A 25,603-nucleotide genomic window follows, 5' to 3' on the forward strand; every position below is an offset into this window, starting at 1 on the left:
CTACCCGCAGCCGACGAACAACCTCAGGTCCCCGTAAGATGCTCGGGCCTCACCGGCACCCGGCACAGCGCCAGCGACGTGGCTTGCCGAATGGCCGCCACAACGGCCGGCGTCGAGGACAACGTGGGCGCCTCCCCAACCCCCCGCAGCCCGTAAGGGGCATGGTCGTCGGCGAGTTCGAGGATGTCGACGGGAATGGCGGGGGTGTCGAGGATGGTGGGGATCAGATAGTCGGTGAAGGAGGGATTCCGCACCTTCGCGGTCGCCGGGTCGACCACGATCTCCTCCATGACGGCGAGCCCCAGGCCCTGGGTGGAGCCGCCCTGGATCTGGCCGGTGACGGACAGCGGGTTGAGCGCCTTGCCGACGTCCTGGGCGCAGGCCAGTTCCACGACCTTCACCAGCCCGAGCTCGGTGTCGACCTCGACGACGGCCCGGTGCGCGGCGAACGAGTACTGGACGTGCCCCTTGCCCTGGCCCGTGCGCAGGTCGAACGGTTCGGTGGGCCGGTGGCGCCACTCCAGCTCGCGTTCCACGCACGTGTCGTCGAGGACGTCGGCGAGATCGGCGAGGACCTCGCCGCCGTCGGTGACGACCTTGCCGTCCTCCAGCAGGAGTTCGGCCGTCGCCCACGCCGGGTGGTACGAGCCGAAGCGGGCCCGTCCCAGCTCCAGCACGTCCTCGCGCACGGCCTCGCAGGCGTGCTTGACCGCGCCGCCGGTGACGTACGTCTGCCGGGAGGCGGAGGTGGAGCCGGCCGAACCGACCCTGGTGTCGGCCGGGTTGATGGTGACGCGGGCCACGCCGAGCTCGGTGCGGGCGATCTGGGCGTGCACGGTGACGCCGCCCTGGCCGACCTCGGCCATCGCGGTGTGCACGGTGGCGACGGGCTCGCCGCCCACGACCTCCAGGCGGACGCGCGCGGTGGAGTAGTCGTCGAAGCCCTCGGAGAAGCCGACGTTCTTGATGCCGACCGCGTAGCCGACACCCCGCACGACGCCCTCGCCGTGCGTGGTGTTCGACAGGCCGCCGGGCAGGGCGCGCAGGTCCGGGGCGCCGCCCGCCGTCTCCCACTGCCGCTCGGGCGGCAGCGGCATCGCCTTGACGCGGCGCAGGAGTTCGGCGACGGGCGCCGGGGAGTCGACGACCTGGCCCGTCGGCATCACGGCGCCCTGCGCCATGGCGTTGCGCTGCCGGAACGCGACCGGATCCATGCCGAGTTCGGCAGCGACGCGGTCCATCTGGGCCTCGTAGGCGAAGCAGGCCTGCACGGCGCCGAAGCCGCGCATGGCCCCGCAGGGCGGGTTGTTGGTGTAGAGGGCGAGGGCCTCGACGTCGACGTTGTCGACGACGTACGGGCCGATCGCGAGCGAGGCCGCGTTGCCGACGACGGCCGGGGAGGAGGAGGCGTAGGCGCCGCCGTCGAGGACGATGCGGCACCGGACGTAGAGCAACTTTCCGTCGCGGGTGGCCCCGTGCTCGTAGGCGAGCTTGGCGGGGTGGCGGTGGACGTGCCCGAAGAAGGACTCGAAGCGGTTGTAGACGATCTTGACGGGTTTGCCGGTGCGCAGCGCCAGCAGGCAGGCGTGGGCCTGCATGGACAGGTCCTCGCGGCCGCCGAAGGCGCCGCCGACGCCGGAGAGGGTCATGCGCACCTTGTCCTCGGGCAGGCCGAGGACGGGGGCGACCTGGCGCAGGTCGGCGTGCAGCCACTGGGTGGAGACGTAGAGGTCGACGCCGCCGTCCTCGGCGGGCACGGCCAGACCCGACTCCGGGCCCAGGAAAGCCTGGTCCTGCATGCCCATCTCGTACTCGCCGTGCACGACGACATCGGCCCGCTTCCGTGCCGCGGCGACGTCGCCGCGGAGGACCGGCTGGCGGTGGACGATGTTGGGGTGCGGGACGTGGCGGGAGTGGACGTCGTCGCGGGCGGGATGCAGGAGCGGAGCGCCGGGGGCGGTGGCGGTCTTCTCGTCGGTGACGACGGGGAGTTGCCCGTACTCCACCTTGATCTTCGCCGCCGCGCGGCGGGCGGTCTCGGGGTGGTCGGCGGCGACGAGGGCCACGGGCTCGCCGTGGCAGCGCACGATGCCGTCGGCGAGGACGGGCGTGTCCTTGATCTCCAGCCCGTAGCGGGTCTCGGCCGGGAGGTCGTCATGGGTCATGACGGCGTGCACGCCGGCGGTGCGCAGCGCCTCGGAGACGTCGACGGACAGGATCCGGGCGTGGGCGTGGGGGCTGCGGAGGGTGAAGCCCCACAGCATGTCCTCGTGCCACAGGTCGGAGGCGTAGGCGAACTCGCCGCTGACCTTGAGGGTGCCGTCGGGGCGGAGCGTGGACTCGCCGATGCCGCCCCTGGCGCGGATGCCCTGGGTGAGGTCGCGCACGGCTCAGACCTCCTGTCCGGCCTGAGCGCGGGCCGCCGCCAGGCGCACCGCGTCGAGGATCTTCTCGTAGCCGGTACATCGGCACAGGTTGCCGGAGAGCGCCTCGCGGATGTCCGCGTCGGAGGGCTGCGGGGTGTGGGCGAGCAGGTCGTCGGCGGCGACGAGGAGGCCGGGGGTGCAGAATCCGCACTGGACGGCCCCGGCGTCGATGAACGCCTGCTGCACGGGCGCGAGTTCGCCCGGTGTGCCCGCCGCCAGCCCTTCGACGGTGACGACCTCGCGGCCCTCCGCCTGTCCGGCGGCCACCAGGCAGGCACACACGGGCACGCCGTCGAGCCGGACCGTGCAGGAGCCGCATTCGCCCTGCTCGCAGGCGTTCTTGGAGCCCGGCAGACCCAGGCGTTCGCGCAGGACGTACAGGAGGCTCTCGCCCTCCCACACGTCGTCGGCCCGCTGCGGCCGTCCGTTGACCGTGAACTTCACGCGCACTGCTGCACTTCCTCCCCGTTGCTGCGGTACTCCTGCCAGGCCCAGTCGAGCGTGCGGCGGGCCATGACGCCGACGGCCCGGCGCCGGTAGGCGGCGCTGCCGCGGACGTCGTCGATCGGGCTGCAGGCGCCGGAGGCCAGCTCGGCGAACTGGCGCGCGGCGGAAGGGGGTACGGGCCGTCCGGTCTCCCAGCACCGGCCCTCCTCCAGAGCCGCGGCGAGGAACTCCTCGGCCGCCTCGGCCCGTACGGGCGTGGGGGCCGCCGAGCCGATCCCGGTGCGCACGGTGCGGGTGCGCGGGTGCAGGGCGAGGCCGAAGGCGCAGACCGCGATGACCATCGCGTTGCGGGTGCCGACCTTGGAGAACTGCTGCGGCCCGTCGGCCCGTTCGACGTGCACGGCCCGGATCAGCTCGTCCGGGGCGAGGGCGTTGCGCTTGACGCCCGTGTAGAAGGAATCGACGGGAATCATGCGCGTACCGCGCACCGACTCCGCCTCGATCACGGCGCCGGCCGCCAGGAGGGCGGGGTGCGCGTCGCCGGCCGGGGAGGCGGCGCCGAGGTTGCCGCCGACGGTGCCGCGGTTGCGGATCTGCGGGGAGCCGACGGTGCGGGCGGCGAGGGCGAGGCCGGGGAGCTCGGTCCGCAGCTGCGCGATGATCCGGGCGTACGGGACGGCCGCGCCGAGCCGTACGCTGTCCTCGCCGGTCTCCCACGCGCGGAGCTCGTCGATGCGGGTGAGGTCGAGCAGCTGCTGCGGGCGGCGGTGGTCGAAGTTGATCTCGACCATCACATCCGTGCCGCCCGCTATGGGCACGGCCGTGGGGTGCTCGGCCTTGAGCGCGAGCGCCTCCTCCCAGCCGGTGGGGCGCAGGAAGTCCATGGCGGTTCTCTTCTCGCTGCGGCGGTGGGGTGCGGGTGGAGCCAGTACAGCGAGGGCGGAACGGGCCCGTGCAGTCACCGAAACCATGAAGCGGTTGGCTGGCCAGGCCCATGGTCTTGTAGATTCGAACGAAAGACGGGGTTCGGAAACCTCACAGCATTCCACCGGTTACACGACCGGCTACAAGAAGAACGGCGGCGACGAGGATGCGGCTGCGCGCACTGCTGGAGACCGATGCGCTGGGCCTTCGGCTGCTCGGCGGTGAGGACGAGCTGGACCGTACGGTCCGCGGGGTGATGACCACCGACCTGCGCGACCCCAGCCGCTACCTCTCCGGCGGCGAGCTGGTGCTCACGGGACTGGCGTGGCGGCGGGAGCCGGCCGACTCGGAGCGGTTCGTCCGCATCCTGACGGCGGCCGGGGTGGCCGGGCTGGCGGCGGGCGAGGCCGAGATCGCCTCGACGCCGGACGACCTGATCGAGGCCTGCGCCCGGCACCGGCTGCCACTGTTCTCCGTCGACGAGACGGTCTCCTTCGCCTCCATCACCGAGCACGTGGTGCGGCAGGTCTCCAGCGAGCGCGCGGGCGACCTGGCCGCCGTCGTGGACCGGCACCGGCGGCTGATGACCTCCGGCCCGGCGGGCGGCGGCCCCGAGGTCGTCCTGGACCTGCTCAAGTCGGACCTGGACCTGCCGGCCTGGGTACTCTCCCCCACCGGCCGCCGCATCGCGGGCGCCGCCCTGGCCGCGCCGGTCGGCGCGGTGCTGGCGGGCGAGCACCTGGCCGCGGCCCGCACCGGCCGCCGCGAGCCGCACCGGGTGACGGCCGGCGGTCACACGTACTCGGTCTTCCCCATCCGCAGCGGCGGCCGCATGACGGCCGGCCGGGACGTCCGCGAGACGGTCCTGTCTGACTGGCTGCTGGCCGTCGAGGCCGACGCCGCGGACTGGCCCGCCGAGCGGCTCGACCTGCTGCAGGGCGTCACCCAGCTGATCGCCGTCGAGCGCGACCGGCGCGACGCCGCGCGCACCGTGCGGCGCCGGCTCGCCCAGGAGGTCCTGGAGCTGGTCCAGACGGGCGCCGCGCCCGCCGAGATCGCGGCCCGCCTGCGGGTGGCCGCGCCCGTGCTGCTGCCCGGCCTGGGCACGGCACCGCACTGGCAGATCGTGGTCGCCCGCGTCGAGTGGGCGGACGGCGACATCGAGGCCGGCCCGGTCGCGCAGGCGCTCCTGGAGGAGGTCCTGGTCGACCCGGACGCGACCGGCCCCGAGCCGTCGGACCGCATCGCGGTCGCCCACACGGGCGACGAGGCGGTGGCCCTGGTGCCGCTCCCCGCCGTCGTCACCGGTACGGACGAAGCGACGGCCACGGGTCTGCACGCGGACGCCCTGCTCGCGGCCGTCCGCACCCCCCTGGCCGCCGGCCTCGCCGACGACGGCCGCCTGACCTTCGGCGTCAGCGCCCCCGTCCACTCCGCGGAGGGCCTGCGCGGCGCCCTGGAGGAGGCCCGTCACGCCCGGCGCGTGGCCGCGGCCCGCCCGGGCCCGGTCTGCGCCGCGGGCCACCAGGAACTGGCCTCGCACGTCCTGCTGCTCCCGTTCGTCCCGGACGACGTCCGCCGCGCCTTCACGGCCCGTCTGCTGGACCCGCTGAAGGACTACGACCACCGCCACCGCGCGGAGCTGATCCCGACCCTGGAGGCGTTCCTGGACTGCGACGGCTCCTGGACGCGCTGTGCGACGCGGCTGCACCTGCACGTGAACACGCTGCGCTACCGGGTGGGCCGGATCGAGCAGTTGACGGGGCGGGACCTGTCGCGCCTGGAGGACAAGCTGGACTTTTTCCTGGCGCTGCGGATGAGTTGAGGGTGCGGCAGCTATCGCCGAGGCGGCACGGCAGCGAGGCGTACCGTGACGGTCACCGGGTGGTGCTCTGCGTGTAGAGCGGCAGATCGGCAGTCTCGATCTTCCAGTCGCCGACGGTGACGGTCTCACCGAAGGTGTAACGCTGCCGGTTGTCGTAGGCAGGTACGCCGTTCTGCACCGCGAGACCCCAGTAGTGGAGGGCGGTTCCGTCGCGGGGATCGATGATCAGGTAGTGCGGAATGCCCATCGCCGGGTAGTCGCGCAGTTTTCCCTCGTAGTCGTTCTCCGGGTTGGAGCGGGAGACGATCTCGACGACGAGGTGGGACCGGCGCGGGTCGATCGCCTCGGCTTCGGCGTCGGCCATGTCCTCGTCGATGACGACGATATCGGGGATGCGCAGGATGCCGAGTGCGACGTCCTCGACGTCGGTTTCCGTCATCGCGACCAGGCCGGTTCCCGACAGCTGCGCGTCGAGCTGTACGCGCACGCGGTGCGCGACACGTTGGTGGTGCAACGCGGGGCTCATCATCATCAGCAGCTGACCGTGGCTGATTTCGGGCCACGCGAGGGGAGCAGGCTTGTCGAACGTGTCGCGGTACTCGCGCAGGTGCCGGTAGATGCTTTGCTCGGTCACACCCTCAACGTACACGCTGCGCCCGCGCCAACGGCGAGCGCCGACCGGCGTTCCCCTCCCCCGCCGGCTGCCGCCCCCGTCGTCGACCCGACCCGGCGCCGGAGGGTCACCCCCCGGCGCCGGACCCGGCGTTGCGACGGCACGTCGGCGAGCCGGCGCTGGACTACCCCCGTGAGCCCAGCATCAGGCAGCCGACGCCCCCGTTTTCACTCACGTGAACGCCGTCGCGGCTGAAGCTTCTCACGTCAGTGGAAGTGCTCGCCACCATCCCCTCCCCGCCTCTCCACTGCGATGAATCCGGCCGGGGCGAAAAATTTCACTCGGGTAGGGTGACCGCGTCCGATCACGGGAGAGGGGGAGGCTTGAGCGAGCAGACACGACCCTGCAGTCTTGCGGAGAAGATCAACCGGCTGTTCGAGAGCATCAGGCCGCCGAGCGGCCACGAGTACAGCAACGAGCAAGTGGCCGAGGGCATCTGCAAGCGGGGGCTCACCACGATCTCGCAGAGCTACATCTGGCAGCTGCGCAAGGGGAAGAAGACCAACCCCACCATCAGCCACCTCCAGGCCCTGGCCGACTTCTTCGGCATTCCCGTCGCCTACTTCTTCGACGACGAAGCGGCCGGCGAAGTCGACGGGAAGCTCAAGGCGTTGGAGGCCCAGCAGGCCCGGATGAAGGAGGCCATGGGCAGCGGTGACGTGAAGCTCATGGCGATGCGGGCCGGCGAGCTCTCCCCGGAGCGGCGCAAGCAGGTCATGGATCTCCTGGACGTCGTCTACAAGTTGGAGCAAGCAGAGCGCGGAGACGGCATGAACGGTTGACGACACCGACGCCGGCGTTCCGGTATGCACCGTTGTAGACGAGGGGGCAGGAAAGGGGGATTCATGCCGCATTTGCACAGGAAATGCAGGAGAGATCTACTTGATCCACTTGACGGAGCGGGAGCTCCGACGCCGCTGCAAGCGCGAACTGCGGGCCTTGGACATCAAGCCGCCGCTCCGCGTGGAAGAGCTGTGCCGGAAACTCGGTGAGCGCCGCGGGCGCCCCATCCGGCTCGTCCCCCATCCGCTGCCCATGCCGGGGCCGTTCGGCTGCTGGATAGCGACGCCGACGGCCGACTACATCCTGTACCAGCAGGAAACCAGCAAGACCCACCAGGACCACATCATCCTGCACGAAGTGGGTCACATCATGGCCGACCACGAAGGCGTCGACACCGGCGCCGACTTCCTGCAGGCGACCATGCCCGGACTCGCACCGGACACCGTCACCCGCGGCCTGCGGCGCACCTCGTACGACGAGGAGCACGAGCGCCAGGCGGAGCTCGTCGCCACGATCATCCTGGAGTGGGCGTCGGTCCTGGACCGGGTGGCGCCCCGCCCGGTCGCCGACCCCTCGGTCAACCGCGTCCAGACCGCCCTCGGCGACCGCAGGGGGTGGCTGTGACCGTCGTGATGTGCCTGACGGCCGCCCTGTTCGTCCTGGCCGTGCTCTGGAAGGTCTACCAGCTCACCCAGGCCCCGTACGACCGTGCGCTCCGCGCGGTCACCGCCTGTCTCGTGTGCACGGCCGGTTCGTTCTCGACCGGGTTCCCGCCCGAGAAGCGCGCTCTCGACGCCGCGCTCGGCACCGGTGCGGCCAGCCTGTTGTCCAACGTGCTGCTCCTGGCGGCGGTGTACTCGCTGCTGACGTTCTTCCTGCACTCCGCCGCGGACCGGCACCGGGCGAGCCGCCGTGCCCGTCTCGAAGCGGTGCCCCTGGTGTTGACGGCGATCGTCATCACCGTGGCCACCGTGACCGCCCCGGCCGACGTCCGCGGCCGCCCCTACGGGCAGGCCGACCTGCACACACCGCAGGTCGCCGTCTTCTTCGTCGCCGCACAGCTGTACCTGGTCTACTCCCTGGCGACCACGGCCCGGTGGACCGCCCGCTACGCGCGGATGTCGCAGAAACCGTCCGCCACCGGGCTGTGGATCACCGCCGGTTCGCTGGCCGGCATGGCGGCGGCCAACGCGCTGCGCGTGGTGATGGACCTCACGGGCTGGTTCGGCAGCGGCACCGCCCCGGCCGGGCTGTCGCACAGCGTGGCGCTGCTGTTCGCGCTCGCGGTGCCGGCCTTCGTCGTGGGACTGAGCTACCCCGGTCTGGCCATGCGGCTGGCCGGTTTCCGGATCTGGCGGCAGCACCGCCGCACGTACCAGCGCCTCCGCCCGCTGTGGGACCTGCTGCACGACGCATTCCCGCAGGACGCCCTCGGCCGCTCGCCCGGCGGCAGGTGGCGCGAGGCGATACACATGCGCGGAGTGCACCGCAGGTACTACCGGCGGGTCATCGAGTGCCGCGACGGCCTGGTCCGGGTGAGCCCGTACCTGGCGCAACTGGGCGTCCAGGACGGTGCCACGCCCCAGGCGGTGGCGGAGCACCTGCGCGCGGCCCTGTGCGCCCAGGCCGCAGGCACGCCCGTGACGACCGAGGCGCTGGCGGTGGCGCTTCCGGGTGAAGACAGCATCGACGCCGACGCGCGGCAACTGGTTGCCGTGGCCGAGGCCTTGGTGACGACGGCATAGGAGTTCCGAACACACCATGAGCGACGCACAGCTCACAGACGCACAGCTCATAGACGCACTGCGCACAGACGCACTGCGCACAGACGCACTGATCACAGCGGCCCGGGTGCTCACCGGCCCCGGCGGGGAGCACGTCGAGGACGGCGCCATGCTGGTGCAGGACGGCACGGTCACGGCCGCCGGCCCGCGCGCGGCGGTCGAGGCCCTGGCTCCCGACGGCACCGCCCGGCGGGACTTCGGGGACGCCACCGTGCTGCCCGGCCTCATCGACTGCCACGTCCACCTGGCGTTCGACGGCAGCGACGACCCCGTGACCGCCCTGCAGAACAGCGACGACGAGTCCCTCCTGGCCGGCATGGCCGAGCGGGCCCGCCGGCTGCTCGGCAGCGGCGTGACCACGGTGCGCGACCTGGGCGACCGGAACGGCCTGGCCCTGCGCCTGCGCGACGCCGTCGCCGAGGGCGCCCTGCCCGGTCCGCGCATCCTCTCCGCGGCGACGCCGGTCACCGCGCCGGGCGGGCACTGCTGGTTCTTCGGCGGCGAGGTCGACGGACCGGACGCCCTCCGCGCCCTGGTCCGGCGCAACATCGACGCCGGGGCCGACGTCATCAAGGTGATGGCCACCGGCGGCGGGCACACCCGCGGCGGACCGGCGGTCTGGCAGAGCCAGTTCACCGCGGACGAGCTCCGGCTCGTCGTCGAGGAGGCCAACCGGGCCGGGCTGCCCGTCGCCGTCCACGCCCACGGCACCGCGGGCATCGAGGCGGCCGTGGCCGCGGGCGTGTCCACCATCGAGCACTGCACGTGGATGGCCGAGGACGGCGGATTCGACCTCCGCGAGGACCTCGTGGACGCCATCAAGGCCGCCGGGATCCACGTCTGCACGGCCACCAGCCCGAACTGGCGCGGGTTCGCCGAGCGCGTCGGACACGAGCGCGCCGAGGAACTCTTCGCGTCCATGCGCTGGATGGCGGAGCTCGGCGTCCCGATGATCGCTGGCACGGACGCGGGCGTGACGCGCGCGGTGTTCGACAAGTTCGTCAACAGCCTGGAGTTCTACCAGTACCTGGGCATCCCGCTGGCGAAGATCGTCGACATGGCGACCGGTGACGCTGCGCTGGCTCTGGGGATCGGGGGCGAGGTGGGGCGGCTTGCCCCGGGGTACCGGGCCGATGTTCTTGTCGTGGACGGCAATCCTCTGGTCGAGTTGGATGCGCTGCGGCGCGTGCGGTTCGTCCTGGCGGACGGGCGGGGGGTCGAGGGGTAGTTCTGCGGGTGCGGGTTCGCTGTGGCTGGTCGCGCAGTTCCCCGCGCCCCTATCGGGGCGCCAAGTGCCTCAGGTATTCCGCCCTGTTCAGGGGATTGCCGTCCGTCCGGGGACGCCTCGGCGGGCGGCCCTCGTACGGTCGGTCCGTCGTCGGGGTCGACCACCAGACGGCCTCCCCGCGCGTCAGCGGTGACAGGCGCCGCTCCACCAGAGGGATACGGCGGGCCGCAATGGTGCCCTTCAGCAGCCATGCCGACCCGCCGTCCTCCGGCACCGTCTCCGCGATGCCGGCTCCCGTCTCGCTCAGCATCGCCGTCACCGCGCCCAGCGCATCCGCCGGGAGCTCCAGTTCGTACGCGTGGCACGGCTCGTACACGCGCGTACCCGCCTCCGCCAGGGCGCGCATCAGGACCAGCGGGGTCAGGTTGCGGAAGTCCGCCGCCGTGCTGACCGGGCTCGCGTAGCCGGAGTGGGTCAGGGTGACCGTGCAGTCCGTCACCGCCCAGCCGTACAGGCCCTGTTCCAGGGTGCGGTGGACCGTCTCCTCGATGGCGCGGTCCAAGGCGTGCGGGAGTGCGCCCAGTTCGGTCTCGCGACGGAACGTCACCCCGGCCCCGAAGGCTCCCGGCTCCACGCGCAGGCCCACCGTGGCCCAGAAGACGTGCCCGCCGTGGCGGTCGATCGCCTCGTGGGCCGAGCCCGTGCCGAGCAGGCGCTCGCGGTGGACCGTGCGGCTCGGCTCGAAGACGGCGGTCACGCCGAACTCCTCGCCCAGCGTCGACGCGAGGATCTCCTTCTGGATCTCCCCGTACAGCAGGACGCTCGTCCCGCCGCCCTCCCCCTCCGGCAGCGCGCGGGCGGCGATCAGCGGGTCCTGGTCGGCCAGGGCCGCGAGCGCGGCGTGCAGGCGCGCCGCCTCCTGCGGGTGCACGGGACGCACCACCGTCTCCAGCGCCGGCGGCGCGAAGTACCCCTCCCCCTCTGCGGAACGGGCCGGGCCCAGGCGGTCGCCCACGCGGACCCGGGGCAGGCCGCGGATCCGCGCGATCTCCCCCGCGGTGAGGACGCTTCCTCCGCCGACGACGTCGAGGGACGTGACGCGGCCCGAGTGCTCCCCTGCGCCGCTGCTCAGCGTGATGCGGTCCCTGCTGCGCAGTTCCCCCGCGAACAGGCGGAGGTACGCCGTCTTCTCGCCCGTTCCGGCCGCGCGCTCCACCGCGAAGACCGTACCGCTGGGCGCACCCGTACCGTTCGCGGCGGCGGAGGCGTGCGGCAGCCACGTCGCCATCCCCTCGATCAGGCCCGCAACTCCCGTGCCCGACAGGGCCGATCCGCAGTAGACGGGATGCACCTCGCCCCGTGCCGTGCCCTCGGTGATCCGCGCGCGCAGTGCGCCGGCGTCCGGCGTGCGGCCCTCGACGAGATCGGCCAGGAGCGCGTCGTCCTGCTCCGCCAGGATCTCCGCCACGCGCTCGCGGAACTCCGGGTCCGCGAGCGAGCCCGTCATCGGCACGGCGGCGGCGCCGCGCGTCAGCCGCGCGCGGATGTCCTGCAGCGTGCGCCCGACGTCCGCGCCCGCGCGGTCCGTCTTGTTGACGAAGAGCAGGACCGGCAGGCCCAGTCGGCGCAGGCTCTTCATCAGCACGCGCGTCTGCGCCTGGACGCCCTCCACCGCGGAGACGACGAGCACCGCCGCGTCCAGTACGCCGAGCGCGCGCTCGACCTCGGCGATGAAGTCGCTGTGGCCCGGGGTGTCGATGAGGTTGACCCTCAGGCCGCCCACGGTGAACGGCGCGACGGCCGTGCGGATGGTGATGCCCCGGCGGCGCTCCAGCTCGCCGGTGTCCGTGCGGGTGCTGCCCTCGTCGACGCTGCCGAGGCGGTCGATCGCCCCGGTGTCGAAGAGCAGGCGCTCCGTGAGGCTGGTCTTACCGGCGTCGACGTGGGCCAGGATCCCGATGTTGAGCGTGCTGGGTGTGCTGGGTGTGCTGGGGGCGCGCATGCGTGCAGAAGTCCTCGAAAACAGGTGTCCGGTCGGGGCGGTGGGTGTTTTCGAAGGTCTGGCGCATGCCCGTGGTCTCCGCGTCTCCTCGGCAGCAGTGGCGAGGGCATGCTCGCATCGCGGCGCGTGCCGTCGCCAGCGATTTTTTCCCTGCGATGCGCCGCCGGAAGATTGTGAATTGGTTCACACTTACCTCTTGGCTGCACCTGCTCGTTCGTGCTGAGATGCGCGCAGGCTTCCAGCTCGACGGCGCGCTCGAAGACTTGGGGAGGGGACTGTGGCGGACACCGCCATGCGGAATTCCGGACTGCCGGAGCCGAGGGGACCTCGCGGCGGGGACGATCCCCCCGACTCCCCCTGCGGACAGGACGATCCGCTCGGCCGGGCCGTGTGGCGGCTGCGGTCGCGCGCCTGCTGGGAGGACGCCGCCGCACTGCTGGCCCCGCACGCCGCGGAGGGGCCGGAGGCGGCGCAGCGGCGCACGGCGGTGCTGATCGAGCAGTGCATGTACACGGGCCGGGGCTGGGGGGCCGCGGAGGATGCGCTGCGGTCGGCCGAGGCGCTCGCCGGCGACGACGAGGAGCGCGGTGCGGCCGCGTGCGAACGGGGCCATCTCGCGTACGCCTCCACTCTTTTGAGCGTACGGGACCGGGCCGACGAGGCGCGCTCCGCGCTCGGGCGGGCGGCCGCGCTGCTCGGGCCGCAGTCGCCCACGCGGCCGTTGCTGGACTTCCGCCGGGGACTGATCGCCCAGCACCTGTCGGAGAACCCGGGCGATGCGACGGCGGCGTTCGAGCGGGCGCACGCGGGGGCCACGGCGCGGGGGCAGCGGCTGCTCCTGTCGTTCACGTGGCGCCATGTGGCGGCCATGGCGGAGCAGGACGGACGGCTCAGCGAGGCGCGTTACGGCTTCACCGAATCACTCCGCATTCGGGAGGAATTGGGGTATTTGGTGGGCATTGCGCCCGCTTTGGTATCACTGGCGGCCGTGACGGAGGACGAGAACGAGGCCGCCCGGCTCCGCAGGGAGGCGAGTCGCCTGGTGCGCCTGCTGGGCGGGGTGCCGACGTGGCTGGCGCGACGGCTGGGGGGCGACTGAGCGCCCCGCAGGCAGCGCAGTGCGTCGACTGGGGGCACTGCCATACGTGATCGCGCCCCGTAAGGGGCGCGGGGAACTGCGCGAGCAACCCCCACCGGCCCGCAGCTAACCGTGAACGTGCCGCCTGAGCACATCCTCGGCACGCGCCAGATCCCCGGACGCCAATGCGTCCAACAGCACCAGATGCTCGGCCGCGTCCCGCGTAAGGTCCGTGGCAGGGGTGCGCCGCTGCAAGCCCTCGGCGACGAGGACCAGCTGACGGTTCCCCGTCAGAGCCAGCAGCGCAGCGTGAAAGGCGCGGTCGGCCTCCGCGTAAGCGGCCCGGTCGCCGCACACCGCGACCGCGGCCGCCCGCTCCGCCAGCGGGCGCAGCCCGGCCCAGCAGCCCGCGGGGGCCGCGCCGGCCAGCCGCAGCACGGCGGGGACCTCCAGGAGCGCGCGCACCTCGGCGAGCTCGGCCAGGTCGCGGGCCGTGCGGCTGGCGACCCGGAAGCCGCGGTTGGGGACGACCTCGACGGCGCCCTCGAGGACCAGCTGCTGCATCGCCTCGCGCACCGGTGTCGCCGACACCCCGAACCGCTCGCCGAGCACCGGCCCGGAGTAGACCTCGCCGGGTGTGAGCTCGCCGCTCACCAGCGCCTTGCGCAGCGCGTCCAGCACCTGGCCGCGCACGGAGTACCGCTGGGGGACCCGGCGCGCCGGGCGCTCGTACGCCTCGTGGACGTGCTCGCCGCGGGCGTCCGCCTGTGCGGGCACGGCGGCGTGGGGTCTGCCCTGCTCCATCCGGTCCTCCTGGTGTCCAAACGGAACCATAGGCGGCGGATCCGGCAGTTCAAACCCGGATCCATCCGGATAAGGTAAACCTAACCTATTAACGATCGGCACGAGCTGCTGTTTCCTTCGCCTTCCTCGTGCACTCCGCACCCCCGGACACTGCTGCACCTGCCCTCTCACGAGTGACATGGACCGCATCGACCGACTGTCAGCATGCCGAATCGACTACGCCACCCGTTCGAGTGGATTAATTAGAACCCAAATCCCTTGCCTCTGACCGGCGTTCGAAAATTTTCACACCTATCCGTATGTCTTTGGCCTCCATTGGCGGCGAGTTGCTGCGATCCCCTATGGCGCCCGGCGCGATTCCGTCAGGATGGCGCGCGAAACGCCGTACTGCGATGCAAGGGACGCAAGATGAGAGTGACCGACATACCGCTGAATTGGGCGCTCCCCAGTGCCGTGGCGTTCCTCGGGGCAGTGGTGGCGGTGACGGTGTACGCGCGCGGCCGGCACGCCCGCCCCGAGGAGGCCGCCGCAGGCTCGGACTCCTGGGAGCGCAGCGAGGAACGCAGACGCCGCAAGGAGGCCATCTACGGCAGCGTCTCGTACGTCCTCCTCTTCTGCTGCGCCGCGGTCGCCGCGGCCCTCTCCTTCCACGGCCTGGTCGGCTTCGGGCAGCAGAACCTGGGGCTGACGGACGGCTGGGAGTATCTGGTGCCCTTCGGTCTGGACGGCGCGGCCATGTTCTGCTCGGTCCTCGCGGTGCGCGAGGCCAGCCACGGCGACGCGGCGCTCGGCTCCCGGATGCTGGTGTGGACCTTCGCGGGTGCGGCGGCCTGGTTCAACTGGGTGCACGCGCCACGGGGGTTGGACCATGCCGGGGCACCGCAGTTCTTCGCCGGCATGTCGCTGTCGGCCGCGGTGCTCTTCGACCGCGCGCTCAAGCAGACCCGCCGGGCGGCGCTGCGCGAACAGGGCCTGGTGCCACGCCCGTTGCCGCAGATCCGGATAGTGCGATGGCTGCGGGCGCCGCGCGAGACCTTCGGCGCCTGGTCGTTGATGCTCCTGGAGGGCGTGCGGTCGCTGGACGAGGCCGTCGAGGAGGTCCGCGAGGACAAGCGGCAGCAGGCACAGCACCGGATGCGCCGCCGCGAGGCGGGCAAGCTGGAGCGGGCCCGGCTCAAGGCCTACAACCGGCAGAACCGGGTGTGGGGCCGCGTGCGCGGCGGACGTCAGGTGGAGGTCGCCGCGGCGTCCGTGCCGCCCCCCGCCCAACCGGCGCAGCTCGGCGGCTCGGAGCCCTCCATAGCCGACCCGGGGGAGTTCCCCGTGCGCTCCCGCCCGCTGCAGCCGGCGGGGCGTCCGGGGCCGATCGACCTCACCGCCGAGGACGACACCCAGGCCATCCCCCGGCTCGACTCGCTGGAGGCCAAGCTCGCCCGGATCGAACGCGATGCCCGGCTGGGGCACGGGGAGCGTCGACTCGGCTGAGTGCTCTGCCGAGTTGCGGTCGTTCTGCCACTACCGGTCGTCCATGGTCGATCGCGCAGTTCCCCGCGCCCCTGACGGGGCGCGACAAAGTGCCCTGAGCCCAAGTCGGCTCAGGGCTCTTGTGCGTCCAGTTCGAACCACACCGCCTTGCCCACCCCGTGGGCCTGTACCCCCCAGGCGTCCGCCAGGGAGTGGACGAGCAGCAGGCCGCGCCCGGACGTCGCCTCGGCCGTGGGGTCGCAGTCCGGGATGCGTACGCGCAGCGTCGGATGGCGCGGTACGAGGTCCCGCACCTCCACTCTCAGCCGGCCCTTGGTGGCCGGGGACGGGCCGCCGCCGGTGAGCCGGGCGGTGACGACCGCGGGGCCGTCGGTGTGCACCAGGGCGTTCGTCACCAATTCACTGGCCAATAATTCCGCGATGCCCGCCCGCCCCGGCTCCCCCCAGGCGGCGAGCATCTGCCGCAGGGCCGCGCGCACTTCCGCGACGGCCGCCACATCCCGGTGCCGGAGCCGTCTTTCCCAGGAGGGCTCCGCATCCCACCGGTCGTTTTCCCCCGTGCCTCCCGGACCGTCGCCGCTCTCCGCGCCCGCCCACTGTGCAGTCCGCCGTTCCATGCTTTTCGGACCCGCCCCCTCCCGGCGCCCGGCGTCGAACACGCTCACGCCAATGCATGCCCCGGGTTCGGCGGGACGACGCCTGTTGACTGCACCAACATGGCGTTCGGAAACGAAACTTCCTACGCCTCCCACACCGTGCACGCGGTGCGGTCGTCCGCGTAGCCCTTGACCCGGAGTTGGGAGTCCGCGAGATACGCCGCCAGTCCGGGCGGCTCCTCGCAGGCCCAGCGTTCCGCGAGCCGGATGCCCAGTTCCGGTTCGCCGCGCAGGGGTTCGGACAAGCCCGTGGTGCACACCAGCAAGGCGTCACCCGGCCGGGAAATCGAGGCCCGGAAACGGAACGGCTCGCCCGGCACCTCGGCCGGGTCGATGACGGGTGCGGTACCGGGAGTGGCGATGCCGAGGTCGATGGTGATCCGGTCGCCGGGGCCGTACGCGACCGCGGGCTCGGCGGCCAGGGGCTCCGGCGGGGACGGGTCCGGGTCCAGGTCCTGCCAGGCACCCGAGCGGAGCCGGAACAGGCCGCCGGTGCCGACCCCGAAGAAGACCCGCGTCCGGCACCGGGGGTCGCCGGGCAGCAGCAGACAGCGCAGCGAGGCGCTGTACTCGGCGGCGGGCAGGCCGAGATCGGCGGCGCGGGCGCGCAGTCGGCCGTAGGAGCGGTCGGTCAGCCGGTGCAGCCCCGACTTCAGCTCGCTGCGCCGGCCGTTGTGCAGGTCCTCGGACAGCCGGGCGTGACTGCGGCCGACCGAACCGGCGATCCAGGTGCAGATGTCGCGCGCCGCACGGTGGGCGCCCTCGGCGGCCCGGGCCCCGCTGGCCATGGCGACGAGCAGCAGTGCGTCGTCCCCCGTGCCGAAGCGCGCGGAGAGCAGGGCGTCGCGGCGCGGCTCCCCGCGGTAGCGCGCCGAGTCGCCGCGCAGGGACACGGCGCGCAGCGTCATCGCGCCGTACCGGGCGCCGTCCAGCACGGTGTCGGGCACGAGGTCGTCCAGGCTGCCGGGGTCGGCGCCGGGCCAGGAGGTGGGCTCCGCCTCGTAGGTGGGCGGGCCCTGGCCGATGAAGTCGGCCGTGTACGAGCGGGGGCCCCGGCGGCGGACCGGCGGCGGGGGCACCTCCGACACCTCGACGAGGCCGTGCCCGGCGGTGGCTTCGGAGACGGCCGGGGCGACGGTGGAGGCGGTGATGACCGCGACTTCGGAGGAGGGGGTGGAGGGGGTGGCGGGCGGTGTGGCGGGGGTGGCCGGGACCAGGGGCATTCCCGGTACCGGGGAGACCTCCGGCGTGTCGAACGGTTCGGGGGTGACCACGGGCGCGGACGTCTCGGCCGACGGGGGCGGGGCGAGCGGCTCCGCGGAGGCGACGGGGTCGGGAGGTGCAGGCGGTTCGAGGAGTTCGACGGGCTCGGCGGGGCCGAGCAGTTCGGCCGGGTCGACGGGCTCGGTGGGTTTGTCCACCGAGGGCGGGGCGATCGGCCCGACGGGATCGACCAGTTCGCCGGCTTCGGGGGCCCTGGCGGCGGGCTTGGCCGACCTGGCCGGCCGGACGGCTTTGCCCCCGGTCCGCACGGGTTTGACGGCCTTGGGGGTGCGACTGCCGTGGTTCCTGGGGGCCTTGGCCACCGCCCCGCCATTGCTGTCGGCCTTGCCCGGCTTGTCGGCCTCTTCGGATGTCCCGCCCGCTGTGCCTGCCGCTTTACCATCGGCTTCTGCTTCCGGTTCCGGTGCCGGCGGCGAGGACGGCGGGCGGGCGCTCTGTTCCTCCGGACCGGGGCGCCGGGTACGGACCAGCCGCTCCGACCCCCGGGGCGGCGGCAGTTCCACCCGGCCGGTGAGCAGGGGCGGCGGCGGGGGCGGCGGATACGGCACCGGGAGCGAGTCGCGGAGCACCCCCCAGCCCGTCGACTGCCGGGGCACTCTGCGCGAGAGCTTGGGCGGTGAGGACGGGGGGGACGTCGAGGATGCAGCCGTGGGGACGACCGGCGGCTCGGGCGCCCGCTGCCGGGGCGGTTCCGCTCTCACCACCGCCGCGGCGGAGGTGAACCGCTCGTCGAGGCTGTCTCCCCCGGTGACGGGGCCCGTATCGGACGCGCTTCTGCCGTACAACTCTCGCCACCAGGCGTCCTCTTGTCCGGCGAGATCGTCCCCACGCTGGTCCATGCCCTTATTGTCCACACTGCGTGGCATACGGGAAGAGTGCACGGCCAACACCACCCCAGGGGGTGGAGCGGCGCATGAGGCGTATCAGGGCAGGGAACCCTCCAGCTTCAGCAGCAGCTCCTTGCGCTCCAGCCCCCCGGCGTATCCGGTCAGCGAACCGTCCGCGCCGATCACCCGATGGCACGGAATCAGGATCATCAAGGGGTTGGCGCCGACGGCGCCCCCGACCGCCCGAACCGCTGCGCGCGAGGCACCGATCCGCCGGGCGATCTCGCCGTACGTGGTGGTCTCGCCGAACGGGATGGCGTCCAGCTCGTCCCAGACCTTCCGGCGGAACTCGGTCCCACCGGTGTCGAATTCGAGCTCGAAGTCCTTGGCCTCCCCCGCGAAGTAGGCCGCCAGCTGCCGCTCCGCCTCCACGAAGGCCGCGGGCTCGCGCCGCCAGTCGGGCTGCACGGCCGGGGCGTTCTTCTGGCCGGGGACGGAGAGGGAGACCAGGGCCATGCCGCCGGGTGCGGTGGCGGAGGGGCGGCCGGTGATGAGCAGTTGCCCGAGCGGGCTGTCGATTTCGGTGTAGAGCATGATCGGATTGTCCTTCGTGGTCTGTGCGTCAACCGGCCGTCGGGGCGGGCGCGTTCCAGAGGTGGTGCACGGCGTACGAGCGCCAGGGTCCCCAGGCCGCGGCGTCCGCCGGTGCGGCGCCGATGGCGGCGAGGCCGTGGCGCACCCCGGCGTCGCCCTGCAGGAAGACGTCCGGGTCGCCGAGCGCCCGCATCCGGATGTAACCGGCCGTCCACGGGCCGATGCCGGGCAGGGCGAGCAGCTTCTGCTGGGCGTCGCCCCGGTCCGCGCCGGGGTCGAGCCGGACGGTGCCCTCGGCGAGCGCCTCGGCGACCGCGCGCAGGGCGCGCCGGCGCGAGTCGGGCATGCCGAGCTCGTCCAGGGCGGCGCCGGCCAGGGTGCCGGGGTCGGGGAAGACGTGGGTGAGTCCGCCGTCGGGTGCGGCGAGCGGCTTGCCGTACGCGGCGACGAGCGTGCCGCCGAGGCCGGCGGCCGCGGCCACGCTCACCTGCTGGCCGAGCACGGCCCGTACCGCGAGTTCCTCGGCGTCCGCCGCTCCGGGCGAGCGCAACCCGGGGCGGGCCGCGACGAGCGCCCTCAAGTGGGGGTCGGCGCCGAGGCGTTCGGCGACGGCCCAGGGGTCCGCGTCGAGGTCGAACAGCCGGCGGACGCGCTGGACCGCCGTCGACAGGTCGCGCGGGTCGGTCAGGTGCAGCCGGCAGTCGAGCCAGGCGCCGTCACCTCCGTGGCGCGGCTCGTGGACCTCCGCGATGCCGGTGCCGTACGGGAGCCGCAAGGTGCGGCGGTAGGTGCGGGCACCGGGGACACCGGCCGTCTCCTCGATGCCGGGGATGACGCGGCGCTGCAGGAAGCCGAAGATCTCGTCCGCGGCGTACGGGCCGCGGTGCGCGAGCCGCAGCGGGATCCCGGCCGCGGGTTCCCTGGATGTGGCATGGCGGCCCGGCCGGGCGCGCAGGGCGCTGGGGGTGGCGGCGTAGACCTCGCGGATCGTGTCGTTGAACTGCCGTACGCTCGCGAACCCGGCCGCGAAGGCGATCTCCGTGACCGGCAGGTCCGTGGTCTGCAGGAGCGTGCGGGCGGTGTGCGCGCGCTGGGCCCGCGCGAGGGCGACGGGCCCGGCGCCCAGCTCCTGGGTGAGCTGGCGGTGCACCTGGCGGGAGCTGTAACCGAGACGGTGGGCGAGGCCGGAGACACCCTCGCGGTCGACGACGCCGTCGCCGATGAGGCGCACGGCGCGGCCGACCATGTCGGCCCGGACGTTCCACTCGGCGGAGCCCGGGACGGCGTCGGGCCGGCAGCGGCGGCAGGCCCGGAACCCGGCGCCCTGGGCGGCCGCGGCCGAGGGATAGAAGCACACGTTCTCGCGCTTCGGGGTCACGGCGGGGCAGCTGGGGCGGCAGTAGATGCCGGTGGTCCTGACGGCGGTGAAGAATGCACCGTCGAAGCGGGCGTCTTTGCTGCGGACCGCCTGGTAGCGGTCGTCGTCCTTCATGTGCTCCAGTGTGCGGCACCCCTCCGGGCGGGACTGGCGGAAATCGGACGTGGTGGTGGGGCGCCCCGGTCCCGCCCCTTCACCGTTTCTTGGGGGGCAAGCCCCCAAGCCCCCGAGGTGTCCGACGGACCTGCGCCCCGTCAGGGGCGCGGGGAACTGCGCGATCAGCCACCGACGGCCTGCAGCCGACGCACTGCCCGAGGTCCGGGGCGCAGCCCCGGGAATGTCATCTGCGGGAGCGTCGTGGCCGATCGCGCAGTTCCCCGCGCCCCCTAGGGGCGTGAACGCCCCCTCTTGTACTCCATGGCCAGGCGCCCGGCCGCCTGCTTCGCCTTCCAGTCGCGCCGGATCTCCGCCCGGAGCCTCGCATCCGTGCGGGAGGCGATCCACTCGTTCTCCCGCACCAGCTTGCGGTAGCTGTCCAGGCGGCGCTGGTGGAGGTCGCCCGTCTCCACCGCCGCCAGGACCGCGCACCCCGGCTCGGCCGCGTGCGCGCAGTCGTGGAAGCGGCACTGCCCGGCCAGGGCCTCGATCTCCGAGAATGCCTGGGCCACGCCCGCCCCCGCGTCCCACAGCCCGACGCCGCGCAGCCCCGGGGTGTCGATCAGGACACCGCCCGCGGGCAGCGGCAGCGGCAGCAGATTGCGGGTGGTGGTCGTGTGCCGGCCCTTGCCGTCCCGGTCGCGGGTGGCCTGCACGTCCTGCACCTCCGCGCCGACGACCGCATTGGCCAGCGTGGACTTCCCGGCGCCGGACTGGCCGAGCAGGACGGACGTGCGGCCGCCGAGGACGGCGGCGAGGACGTCCAGGCCCTCGCCCGTCTCCGCACTGACCGCCAGCACCTGCACGCCCGGCGCGGCCGCCTCGGTGTCGGCGACGAGATGGCCGAGGACCTCGGCCGTGACGAGGTCGGCCTTGGTGAGGACGACCAGCGGCTCGGACCCGCTCTCCCAGGCCAGGGCCAGGAACCTCTCGATGCGGCCCAGGTCGAGGTCGCCAGAGAGCGGGACGGCGACGATCGCGCAGTCGGCGTTGGCCGCGAGGATCTGGCCCTCGGAGCGCGAGGAGGAGGTCGAGCGGACGAACGCGGTGCGCCGCGGCAGCAGCGCCCGTACGTAGCCGGAGTCGAGGTCGACGGCGGCCCAGTCGCCGGTGCACATGATGGCCACCGGGTCGCCGGTGGTGACGAGCGCGGTGTCGGCCAGGACGTGCCGGACGCCGTCGGCGTCGGCGACGACGAGATCGCAGCGGCCGCGGTCGACGCGGACGATCCGCCCGGGCGTCAGGCCCTCGGCGGCGTGCGCGGCGAAATCAGCGGCAAAGCCCTCGTCCCAGCCGTAGCGGACGAGGGGGTGTTGAGCGGTGTGCTCGGACAAGACGGTGCCCCTTGAGGAGGGAGGTGGAATGGACGGACTTCCGAGTACGGGCCATGACAGTCATCAGTCCCGACCTCCTTCCTGGGGTACGTGTGCTCGACGAGCGTAGGCGGGGGCGAGGACGCCCCGCCAATGATTTTTCCGGGCGCGGACCCGCACCCGCGAACCGGCTCTAATCCCGCCGCTTCGCGTGCTTGGGATGGTGCGGCTCCCCCTTGTGCAGCCGCGACCGCACGTCCTCGGGAGGCAGGAACTGCGCCCACCGCTCCGGGAATTCCGACGGCGGCTCCCGGTCCCGCCCGGCGGCCCCCTCCTCCGGCGACTCCTCGTAGAGGTCCTCGTCGTCCATCGCCAGCGCGAGCGCGGCCCGTTCGGCCGCCGTCCGTGCCGCGAAGGCCTCCCGCTGCCGGTCGACCTCCGCACGCCCCGCGGCCGTGGCGACCGACGGCCACACCCGGTCGATGGCGGCGTTGACGGCCGCCCCGACGAGCACCGCGAAGGCCGAGACGCCGATCCACAGCAGCACGGCGACGGGCGCGGCGAGGGAGCCGTAGATGGTGGGGCCCTCCACGGTGTGGGTGAGGTAGATGCGCAGCAGAAGGCTGCCGATCACCCACATCGTCAGGGCGACGAGCGCGCCCGGGATGTCCTCCTGCCAGGGCGAACGGACCGGTACGGAGACGTGGTAGAGCGTCGTCAGGAAGACGACGGACAGCACGATGACGACCGGCCAGTAGAGGAACTGGACCGCGTCCGTGCTCCACGGGACGATGTCCGTCACGGTCTCCGGCCCGATCACCATCAGCGGCAGGGCGATCGCCCCGATGAGGAGGGCGACGACGTAGAGGCCGAAGGCCAGCAGCCGGGTGTGGACGATGCCGCGCTTGCCCTCCAGGCCGTACATGATGGTGATGGTCTCGACGAAGACGTTGACCGCCCGGGAGCCGGACCACAGGGCGATGGCGAAGCCGACCGAGATGACGTCCGGGCGGGCGCCCTTGATGATGTCGTCGAGCAGCGGGCGGGCGATCTCCTTGACGCCCTTGTCGGACAGGACGGTCGCCGAGGCGGAGAGGATGTTGTCCCGGATGCTCTCGATGGTGTGCGTGCCGGACCACGAGTCGAAGTAGCCGAGCAGACCGATGAGGCCGAGCAGCAGGGGCGGCAGCGACAGCAGGGTGAAGAAGGCGGCTTCGGCGGCGAGTCCGGTGACGCGGTACTCCATGCACGAGTTGACCGTGTCCTTCAGGAGCAGCCACGCCATCTTGCGTTTGGAGACGTTCCGGTAGAGGGCCCGTGCCCTGTGGAGCCGTCCGGGCTGCCGCGCCGGTGGTTCGTTTGCTGCCTGCACGTCCTAACCGTATAGGCCGCGGACGTGTGCATTAACCCGGCGCCCGGCAGGCGGGAGGCCCGGACGGCGGCTCCGGGGAGCCCGGCGGAGGGTGATGCTGCGCCGACTCGGCACCACCCTCCGACCGCTCGTCAGTCACCTTCCGCCCGGGGCGGGGGCGTTGGCAACGGTTGCACAGCGTTGCAATCTCGCGGATGCTCCTGCGGGCGGGGCACGGCGGCGGCACCATTGCAGCGTGAATCCCAGACCAATCGATGCTGCGCTGCTTCCGGCGATCCGGGAGGCGGCGCTCGCCGGCTCCGGGCCGCCGCTGCGCCCGCGGCCGCTGATCGGCCGGTCGTGGCAGCGGGTGCGCGGCCACGGCCTCGATCCGGAGGCGGTCCGGCCCGTGGCCGTGCTGCCGGCGGACGAGGTCGAGCACCGCCGGCACGCGTCGGGGCTCGTCGCCCTGCTGCCGCTGCTGCGCGAGGGGCTGGCCTCGGCGAGCAACGGGGAGCGGCAGCTGACGGTCGTGACGGACCCCGGGGGCCGGGTGCTGTGGCGGGAGGGCGGGCCGGCGCTGCGGCGGAGTGCCGACCGACTGGGGTTCGAGGTGGGTGCCTGCTGGACCGAGGAGACGGTCGGGACGAACGGCATCGGCACGGCGCTGGTGGAGGACCGGCCGGTACAGGTGCACTCCGCCGAGCACTTCGTGCGCTCGCACCACGCCTGGACGTGTGCGGCGGCCCCGCTGCACGATCCGCGCAGCGGGCGGACGCTGGGGGTGCTGAACGTCAGCGGCCCGGCGCCCGCGTTCAATCCGGCGACACTGGCGCTGGTGACGGCGGTGGGCAAGGTCGCCGAGGCCGAGCTGCGGGCGCGGCACTGGGAGTCCGTGGACCGGCTGCGCACGGTGGCGGCGCCGATGCTGGCCCGGATCCGCGGGCGGGCGCTGGCCGTGGACCGGGACGGCTGGACGGCGGCGGTGACGGGCATGGGCCCGGTCGGCCGGGTGGTGCTGCCCAAGGCGGTGCAGCCGGGGCCGGTGTGGCTGCCGTCGTTCGGGCCCTGTTTCGTGGAGCCGCTGCCGGACGGCTGGCTGGTGCGGCTGGAGGCGGCGGACGGTCCGGCCGCGCCGGGCCGGGTGGTGCTGGATCTGCGCGACCCGCACAGCCGGACGGTCACGGTCTCGGGCGAGGCGGGCGACTGGTCGCAGGATCTCAGCCCGCGCCATGCCGAGCTGCTGTACGTCCTGGCGCTGCATCCGGCGGGCCGGACGGCCGCGGAACTGGCGGCCGACCTGTTCGGCGACGCCTCGCGCACGGTGACGGTGCGGGCGGAGATGTCGCGGGTGCGCCGCACACTGGCGGGGGTGCTGGGGCACCGCCCGTACCGCTTCGCGGACGGGCTGGAGGTGAGCCTGCTGACGCCGACGCGGCCGGCGGACCTGCTGCCGGCGTCGTCGGCGCCGGTGGTCGTGACTGCACGTACTTCGGCGTGACTTCGCGCCCCGTAGGGGGCGCGGGGCTGTTGACATGTGCGGCTCCGCCGCGTGAGCGCGATCAGCCACGACGCGCCCGCAGTCGAGGTTCTCGGGGGCTTCGCCTGCGGGCCGGTGGGGGCTGGTGGCGCCCACGCGGCGGAGCCGCACAATGTCACGTCCCGCGCCCCTTACGGGGCGCAGGCCCCATGATTGGCTGACGCCATGAGCAATGGCACGCAGACCGTGACCACCTGGTCCCTGGAGCAGACGTCCCCCGACGACCTCGTCCCGGCCCACGAGCCGGACGCGATGTCCGGCATTCGGATCGAACGGGCCGAGGTCCCCTCGCCCGAGCTCAGCCGGTACCTGTACACGGCCGTGGGCGGGGACATCACATGGACGGACCGGCTGCCCTGGACGTACGGGCAGTGGCGGGCGTACCTGGAGCGGCCGGGTGTGGAGACCTGGGTGGCCTACGACCGCGGGACGCCGGCCGGGTACATCGAGCTGGACCCGCAGCCCGAAGGGACGGTCGAAATCACCTACTTCGGACTGATCGGCCCCTTCCAGGGCCGCCGCATCGGCGGTTACCTGCTCTCCTTCGGCACCGCCCGGGCCTGGGACCTCGCCGAGCGCTGGCCCGGGCGCGAGCAGACGAAGCGGGTGTGGGTGCACACCTGCAGCAAGGACGGCCCGTACGCGATGGCGAACTACGAGCGGCGCGGCTTCCGGGTGTTCGACGTGAAGACCGAGGAGGAGCCGGACGTTCCGCCTCCGGGCCCGTGGCCGGGCGCGCACGGCGCAACGACCGCCTGAACGACCACCGAACACGACGCACTGTCTCGCCATAAGAGACAGTGCGTCTCGCATTACGGGCAATGGTGGACTCGCCGGAGACCGCCGTGCCACGCTTCCGTCATGTCCGGAGCTGGAATCGTCTTGGTGAGTCGGCGTCACGTCGACCTCTGCCGCATGTCCAGCGCCATCTGTCCGGCGGGCTGACCCGCTTCAGCGCACCTTCGCCCGGCCCCCGTTCGCCGCTTCGCGCTTCACCGGCTTCATCGTTCCGCCGCTCCGCCTGTCGCCGTCCCCACCGCCGCGG

At 73.0% G+C, this 25,603-nt stretch carries 22 protein-coding genes; 10 read left to right on the top strand and 12 right to left on the bottom strand.

The window, feature by feature from the left end; genetic code table 11:
- Positions 1–23: 23 nt before the first annotated feature.
- From pucD to ACMATS_RS09515, 3 genes are read right to left on the bottom strand one after another with little or no spacing between them, the layout of a single operon-like run.
- Positions 24–2,387 carry a xanthine dehydrogenase subunit D gene (gene pucD / locus ACMATS_RS09505; RefSeq protein WP_414167654.1) on the bottom strand — a complete coding sequence of 788 codons (2,364 nt, stop codon included), beginning with the start codon at positions 2,385–2,387 and terminating at the stop codon, positions 24–26.
- A 3-nt stretch (positions 2,388–2,390) separates the two neighbouring features.
- Entirely contained in the window at positions 2,391–2,876 is a 486-nt protein-coding gene (locus ACMATS_RS09510; protein ID WP_414167655.1) for a (2Fe-2S)-binding protein, read from the bottom strand.
- Complete coding sequence (locus ACMATS_RS09515; protein ID WP_414167656.1) at positions 2,867–3,757, bottom strand: FAD binding domain-containing protein; 891 nt, start codon at positions 3,755–3,757, stop codon at positions 2,867–2,869. Before ACMATS_RS09515 ends, ACMATS_RS09510 begins: the two co-directional genes overlap by 10 nt.
- Positions 3,758–3,963: 206 nt before the next feature.
- Here ACMATS_RS09515 and ACMATS_RS09520 point away from each other — a divergent pair, with 206 nt between their 5' ends.
- On the top strand, positions 3,964–5,622 hold the full coding sequence (locus ACMATS_RS09520) for a PucR family transcriptional regulator (RefSeq protein ID WP_390778197.1): 1,659 nt from the start codon (positions 3,964–3,966) through the stop codon (positions 5,620–5,622).
- 52 nt (positions 5,623–5,674) lie between these two features.
- On the opposite strand, the gene ACMATS_RS09525 is transcribed toward ACMATS_RS09520, so the two are convergent.
- Positions 5,675–6,256 (bottom strand): Uma2 family endonuclease, encoded by a 582-nt coding sequence (locus ACMATS_RS09525; protein ID WP_414167657.1) that lies wholly within the window; start codon positions 6,254–6,256, stop codon positions 5,675–5,677.
- Positions 6,257–6,618: 362 nt separating this feature from the next.
- On the opposite strand from ACMATS_RS09525, the gene ACMATS_RS09530 reads away from it, so the two are divergent.
- The 4 genes from ACMATS_RS09530 (at position 6,619) to ACMATS_RS09545 (ending at position 10,090) form a co-directional block, all read left to right on the top strand.
- On the top strand, positions 6,619–7,077 hold the full coding sequence (locus ACMATS_RS09530; RefSeq protein ID WP_390778199.1) for a helix-turn-helix domain-containing protein: 459 nt from the start codon (positions 6,619–6,621) through the stop codon (positions 7,075–7,077).
- A 100-nt stretch (positions 7,078–7,177) separates the two neighbouring features.
- On the top strand, positions 7,178–7,702 hold the full coding sequence (locus ACMATS_RS09535; RefSeq protein ID WP_336414931.1) for a hypothetical protein: 525 nt from the start codon (positions 7,178–7,180) through the stop codon (positions 7,700–7,702).
- Positions 7,699–8,823: an MAB_1171c family putative transporter gene (locus ACMATS_RS09540; protein WP_414167658.1), complete on the top strand. Its 1,125-nt coding sequence runs from the start codon at positions 7,699–7,701 to the stop codon at positions 8,821–8,823. Before ACMATS_RS09535 ends, ACMATS_RS09540 begins: the two co-directional genes overlap by 4 nt.
- A 16-nt stretch (positions 8,824–8,839) precedes the next feature.
- Positions 8,840–10,090 (top strand): amidohydrolase family protein, encoded by a 1,251-nt coding sequence (locus tag ACMATS_RS09545; protein ID WP_414167659.1) that lies wholly within the window; start codon positions 8,840–8,842, stop codon positions 10,088–10,090.
- 49 nt (positions 10,091–10,139) lie between these two features.
- Here ACMATS_RS09545 and ACMATS_RS09550 read toward each other — a convergent pair whose 3' ends face one another.
- Positions 10,140–12,092, bottom strand: a complete 1,953-nt coding sequence (locus tag ACMATS_RS09550; protein ID WP_414167660.1) for a GTP-binding protein — start codon at positions 12,090–12,092, stop codon at positions 10,140–10,142.
- A 277-nt stretch (positions 12,093–12,369) separates the two neighbouring features.
- On the opposite strand from ACMATS_RS09550, the gene ACMATS_RS09555 reads away from it, so the two are divergent.
- Positions 12,370–13,191: a hypothetical protein gene (locus tag ACMATS_RS09555; protein WP_414167661.1), complete on the top strand. Its 822-nt coding sequence runs from the start codon at positions 12,370–12,372 to the stop codon at positions 13,189–13,191.
- A gap of 105 nt (positions 13,192–13,296) precedes the next feature.
- Here ACMATS_RS09555 and ACMATS_RS09560 read toward each other — a convergent pair whose 3' ends face one another.
- Positions 13,297–14,004, bottom strand: coding sequence for a GntR family transcriptional regulator (locus ACMATS_RS09560; RefSeq protein ID WP_414167662.1), 708 nt, complete (start codon positions 14,002–14,004; stop codon positions 13,297–13,299).
- A gap of 378 nt (positions 14,005–14,382) precedes the next feature.
- Here ACMATS_RS09560 and ACMATS_RS09565 point away from each other — a divergent pair, with 378 nt between their 5' ends.
- The gene (locus ACMATS_RS09565) at positions 14,383–15,459 is read left to right on the top strand and encodes a DUF2637 domain-containing protein (RefSeq protein WP_390778205.1); all 1,077 of its coding nucleotides are present in this window, start codon (positions 14,383–14,385) and stop codon (positions 15,457–15,459) included.
- Between the two features lie 110 nt (positions 15,460–15,569).
- Here the strand turns inward: ACMATS_RS09565 and ACMATS_RS09570 are convergent, their stop codons facing one another.
- The 6 genes from ACMATS_RS09570 to ACMATS_RS09595 all read right to left on the bottom strand — a co-directional run bounded on the left by ACMATS_RS09570 (position 15,570) and on the right by ACMATS_RS09595 (position 23,039).
- Positions 15,570–16,076, bottom strand: coding sequence for an ATP-binding protein (locus ACMATS_RS09570; protein WP_390778206.1), 507 nt, complete (start codon positions 16,074–16,076; stop codon positions 15,570–15,572).
- 122 nt (positions 16,077–16,198) lie between these two features.
- On the bottom strand, positions 16,199–18,238 hold the full coding sequence (locus tag ACMATS_RS09575) for a protein phosphatase 2C domain-containing protein (protein ID WP_414167663.1): 2,040 nt from the start codon (positions 18,236–18,238) through the stop codon (positions 16,199–16,201).
- A gap of 84 nt (positions 18,239–18,322) precedes the next feature.
- On the bottom strand, positions 18,323–18,820 hold the full coding sequence (locus ACMATS_RS09580; RefSeq protein ID WP_414167664.1) for a methylated-DNA--[protein]-cysteine S-methyltransferase: 498 nt from the start codon (positions 18,818–18,820) through the stop codon (positions 18,323–18,325).
- A 28-nt stretch (positions 18,821–18,848) separates the two neighbouring features.
- On the bottom strand, positions 18,849–20,312 hold the full coding sequence (locus tag ACMATS_RS09585; RefSeq protein WP_414167665.1) for a DNA-3-methyladenine glycosylase 2 family protein: 1,464 nt from the start codon (positions 20,310–20,312) through the stop codon (positions 18,849–18,851).
- A gap of 272 nt (positions 20,313–20,584) precedes the next feature.
- Positions 20,585–21,688, bottom strand: a complete 1,104-nt coding sequence (rsgA, locus tag ACMATS_RS09590; RefSeq protein ID WP_414167666.1) for a ribosome small subunit-dependent GTPase A — start codon at positions 21,686–21,688, stop codon at positions 20,585–20,587.
- A 172-nt stretch (positions 21,689–21,860) separates the two neighbouring features.
- Positions 21,861–23,039 carry a YihY/virulence factor BrkB family protein gene (locus ACMATS_RS09595; protein ID WP_414167667.1) on the bottom strand — a complete coding sequence of 393 codons (1,179 nt, stop codon included), beginning with the start codon at positions 23,037–23,039 and terminating at the stop codon, positions 21,861–21,863.
- 235 nt (positions 23,040–23,274) lie between these two features.
- On the opposite strand from ACMATS_RS09595, the gene ACMATS_RS09600 reads away from it, so the two are divergent.
- The 3 genes from ACMATS_RS09600 (at position 23,275) to ACMATS_RS09610 (ending at position 25,503) form a co-directional block, all read left to right on the top strand.
- Positions 23,275–24,519 (top strand): GAF domain-containing protein, encoded by a 1,245-nt coding sequence (locus tag ACMATS_RS09600; RefSeq protein WP_414167668.1) that lies wholly within the window; start codon positions 23,275–23,277, stop codon positions 24,517–24,519.
- Between the two features lie 204 nt (positions 24,520–24,723).
- Positions 24,724–25,317 carry a GNAT family N-acetyltransferase gene (locus ACMATS_RS09605; protein WP_414167669.1) on the top strand — a complete coding sequence of 198 codons (594 nt, stop codon included), beginning with the start codon at positions 24,724–24,726 and terminating at the stop codon, positions 25,315–25,317.
- A 102-nt stretch (positions 25,318–25,419) separates the two neighbouring features.
- Positions 25,420–25,503, top strand: a complete 84-nt coding sequence (locus tag ACMATS_RS09610) for a putative leader peptide (RefSeq protein WP_358349564.1) — start codon at positions 25,420–25,422, stop codon at positions 25,501–25,503.
- The last annotated feature ends 100 nt before the right edge of the window (positions 25,504–25,603 follow it).

It is taken from the genome of Streptoverticillium reticulum (assembly GCF_047456005.1).
Taxonomy (GTDB): Bacteria; Actinomycetota; Actinomycetes; order Streptomycetales; family Streptomycetaceae; genus Streptomyces; species Streptomyces reticulum.

Bases quoted from the DNA above. Each gene is read 5' to 3' on its own strand.
- ACMATS_RS09605 (WP_414167669.1), top strand. From the start codon at position 24,724: ATGAGCAATGGCACGCAGACCGTGACCACCTGGTCCCTGGAGCAGACG.
- ACMATS_RS09565 (WP_390778205.1), top strand. From the start codon at position 14,383: ATGAGAGTGACCGACATACCGCTGAATTGGGCGCTCCCCAGTGCCGTG.
- ACMATS_RS09610 (WP_358349564.1), top strand. From the start codon at position 25,420: ATGTCCGGAGCTGGAATCGTCTTGGTGAGTCGGCGTCACGTCGACCTC.
- ACMATS_RS09550 (WP_414167660.1), bottom strand. From the start codon at position 12,092: ATGCGCGCCCCCAGCACACCCAGCACACCCAGCACGCTCAACATCGGG.
- ACMATS_RS09585 (WP_414167665.1), bottom strand. From the start codon at position 20,312: ATGAAGGACGACGACCGCTACCAGGCGGTCCGCAGCAAAGACGCCCGC.
- ACMATS_RS09575 (WP_414167663.1), bottom strand. From the start codon at position 18,238: ATGGACCAGCGTGGGGACGATCTCGCCGGACAAGAGGACGCCTGGTGG.
- ACMATS_RS09560 (WP_414167662.1), bottom strand. From the start codon at position 14,004: ATGGTTCCGTTTGGACACCAGGAGGACCGGATGGAGCAGGGCAGACCC.
- ACMATS_RS09520 (WP_390778197.1), top strand. From the start codon at position 3,964: ATGCGGCTGCGCGCACTGCTGGAGACCGATGCGCTGGGCCTTCGGCTG.
- ACMATS_RS09580 (WP_414167664.1), bottom strand. From the start codon at position 18,820: ATGCTCTACACCGAAATCGACAGCCCGCTCGGGCAACTGCTCATCACC.
- ACMATS_RS09545 (WP_414167659.1), top strand. From the start codon at position 8,840: ATGAGCGACGCACAGCTCACAGACGCACAGCTCATAGACGCACTGCGC.
- ACMATS_RS09515 (WP_414167656.1), bottom strand. From the start codon at position 3,757: ATGGACTTCCTGCGCCCCACCGGCTGGGAGGAGGCGCTCGCGCTCAAG.
- ACMATS_RS09570 (WP_390778206.1), bottom strand. From the start codon at position 16,076: ATGGAACGGCGGACTGCACAGTGGGCGGGCGCGGAGAGCGGCGACGGT.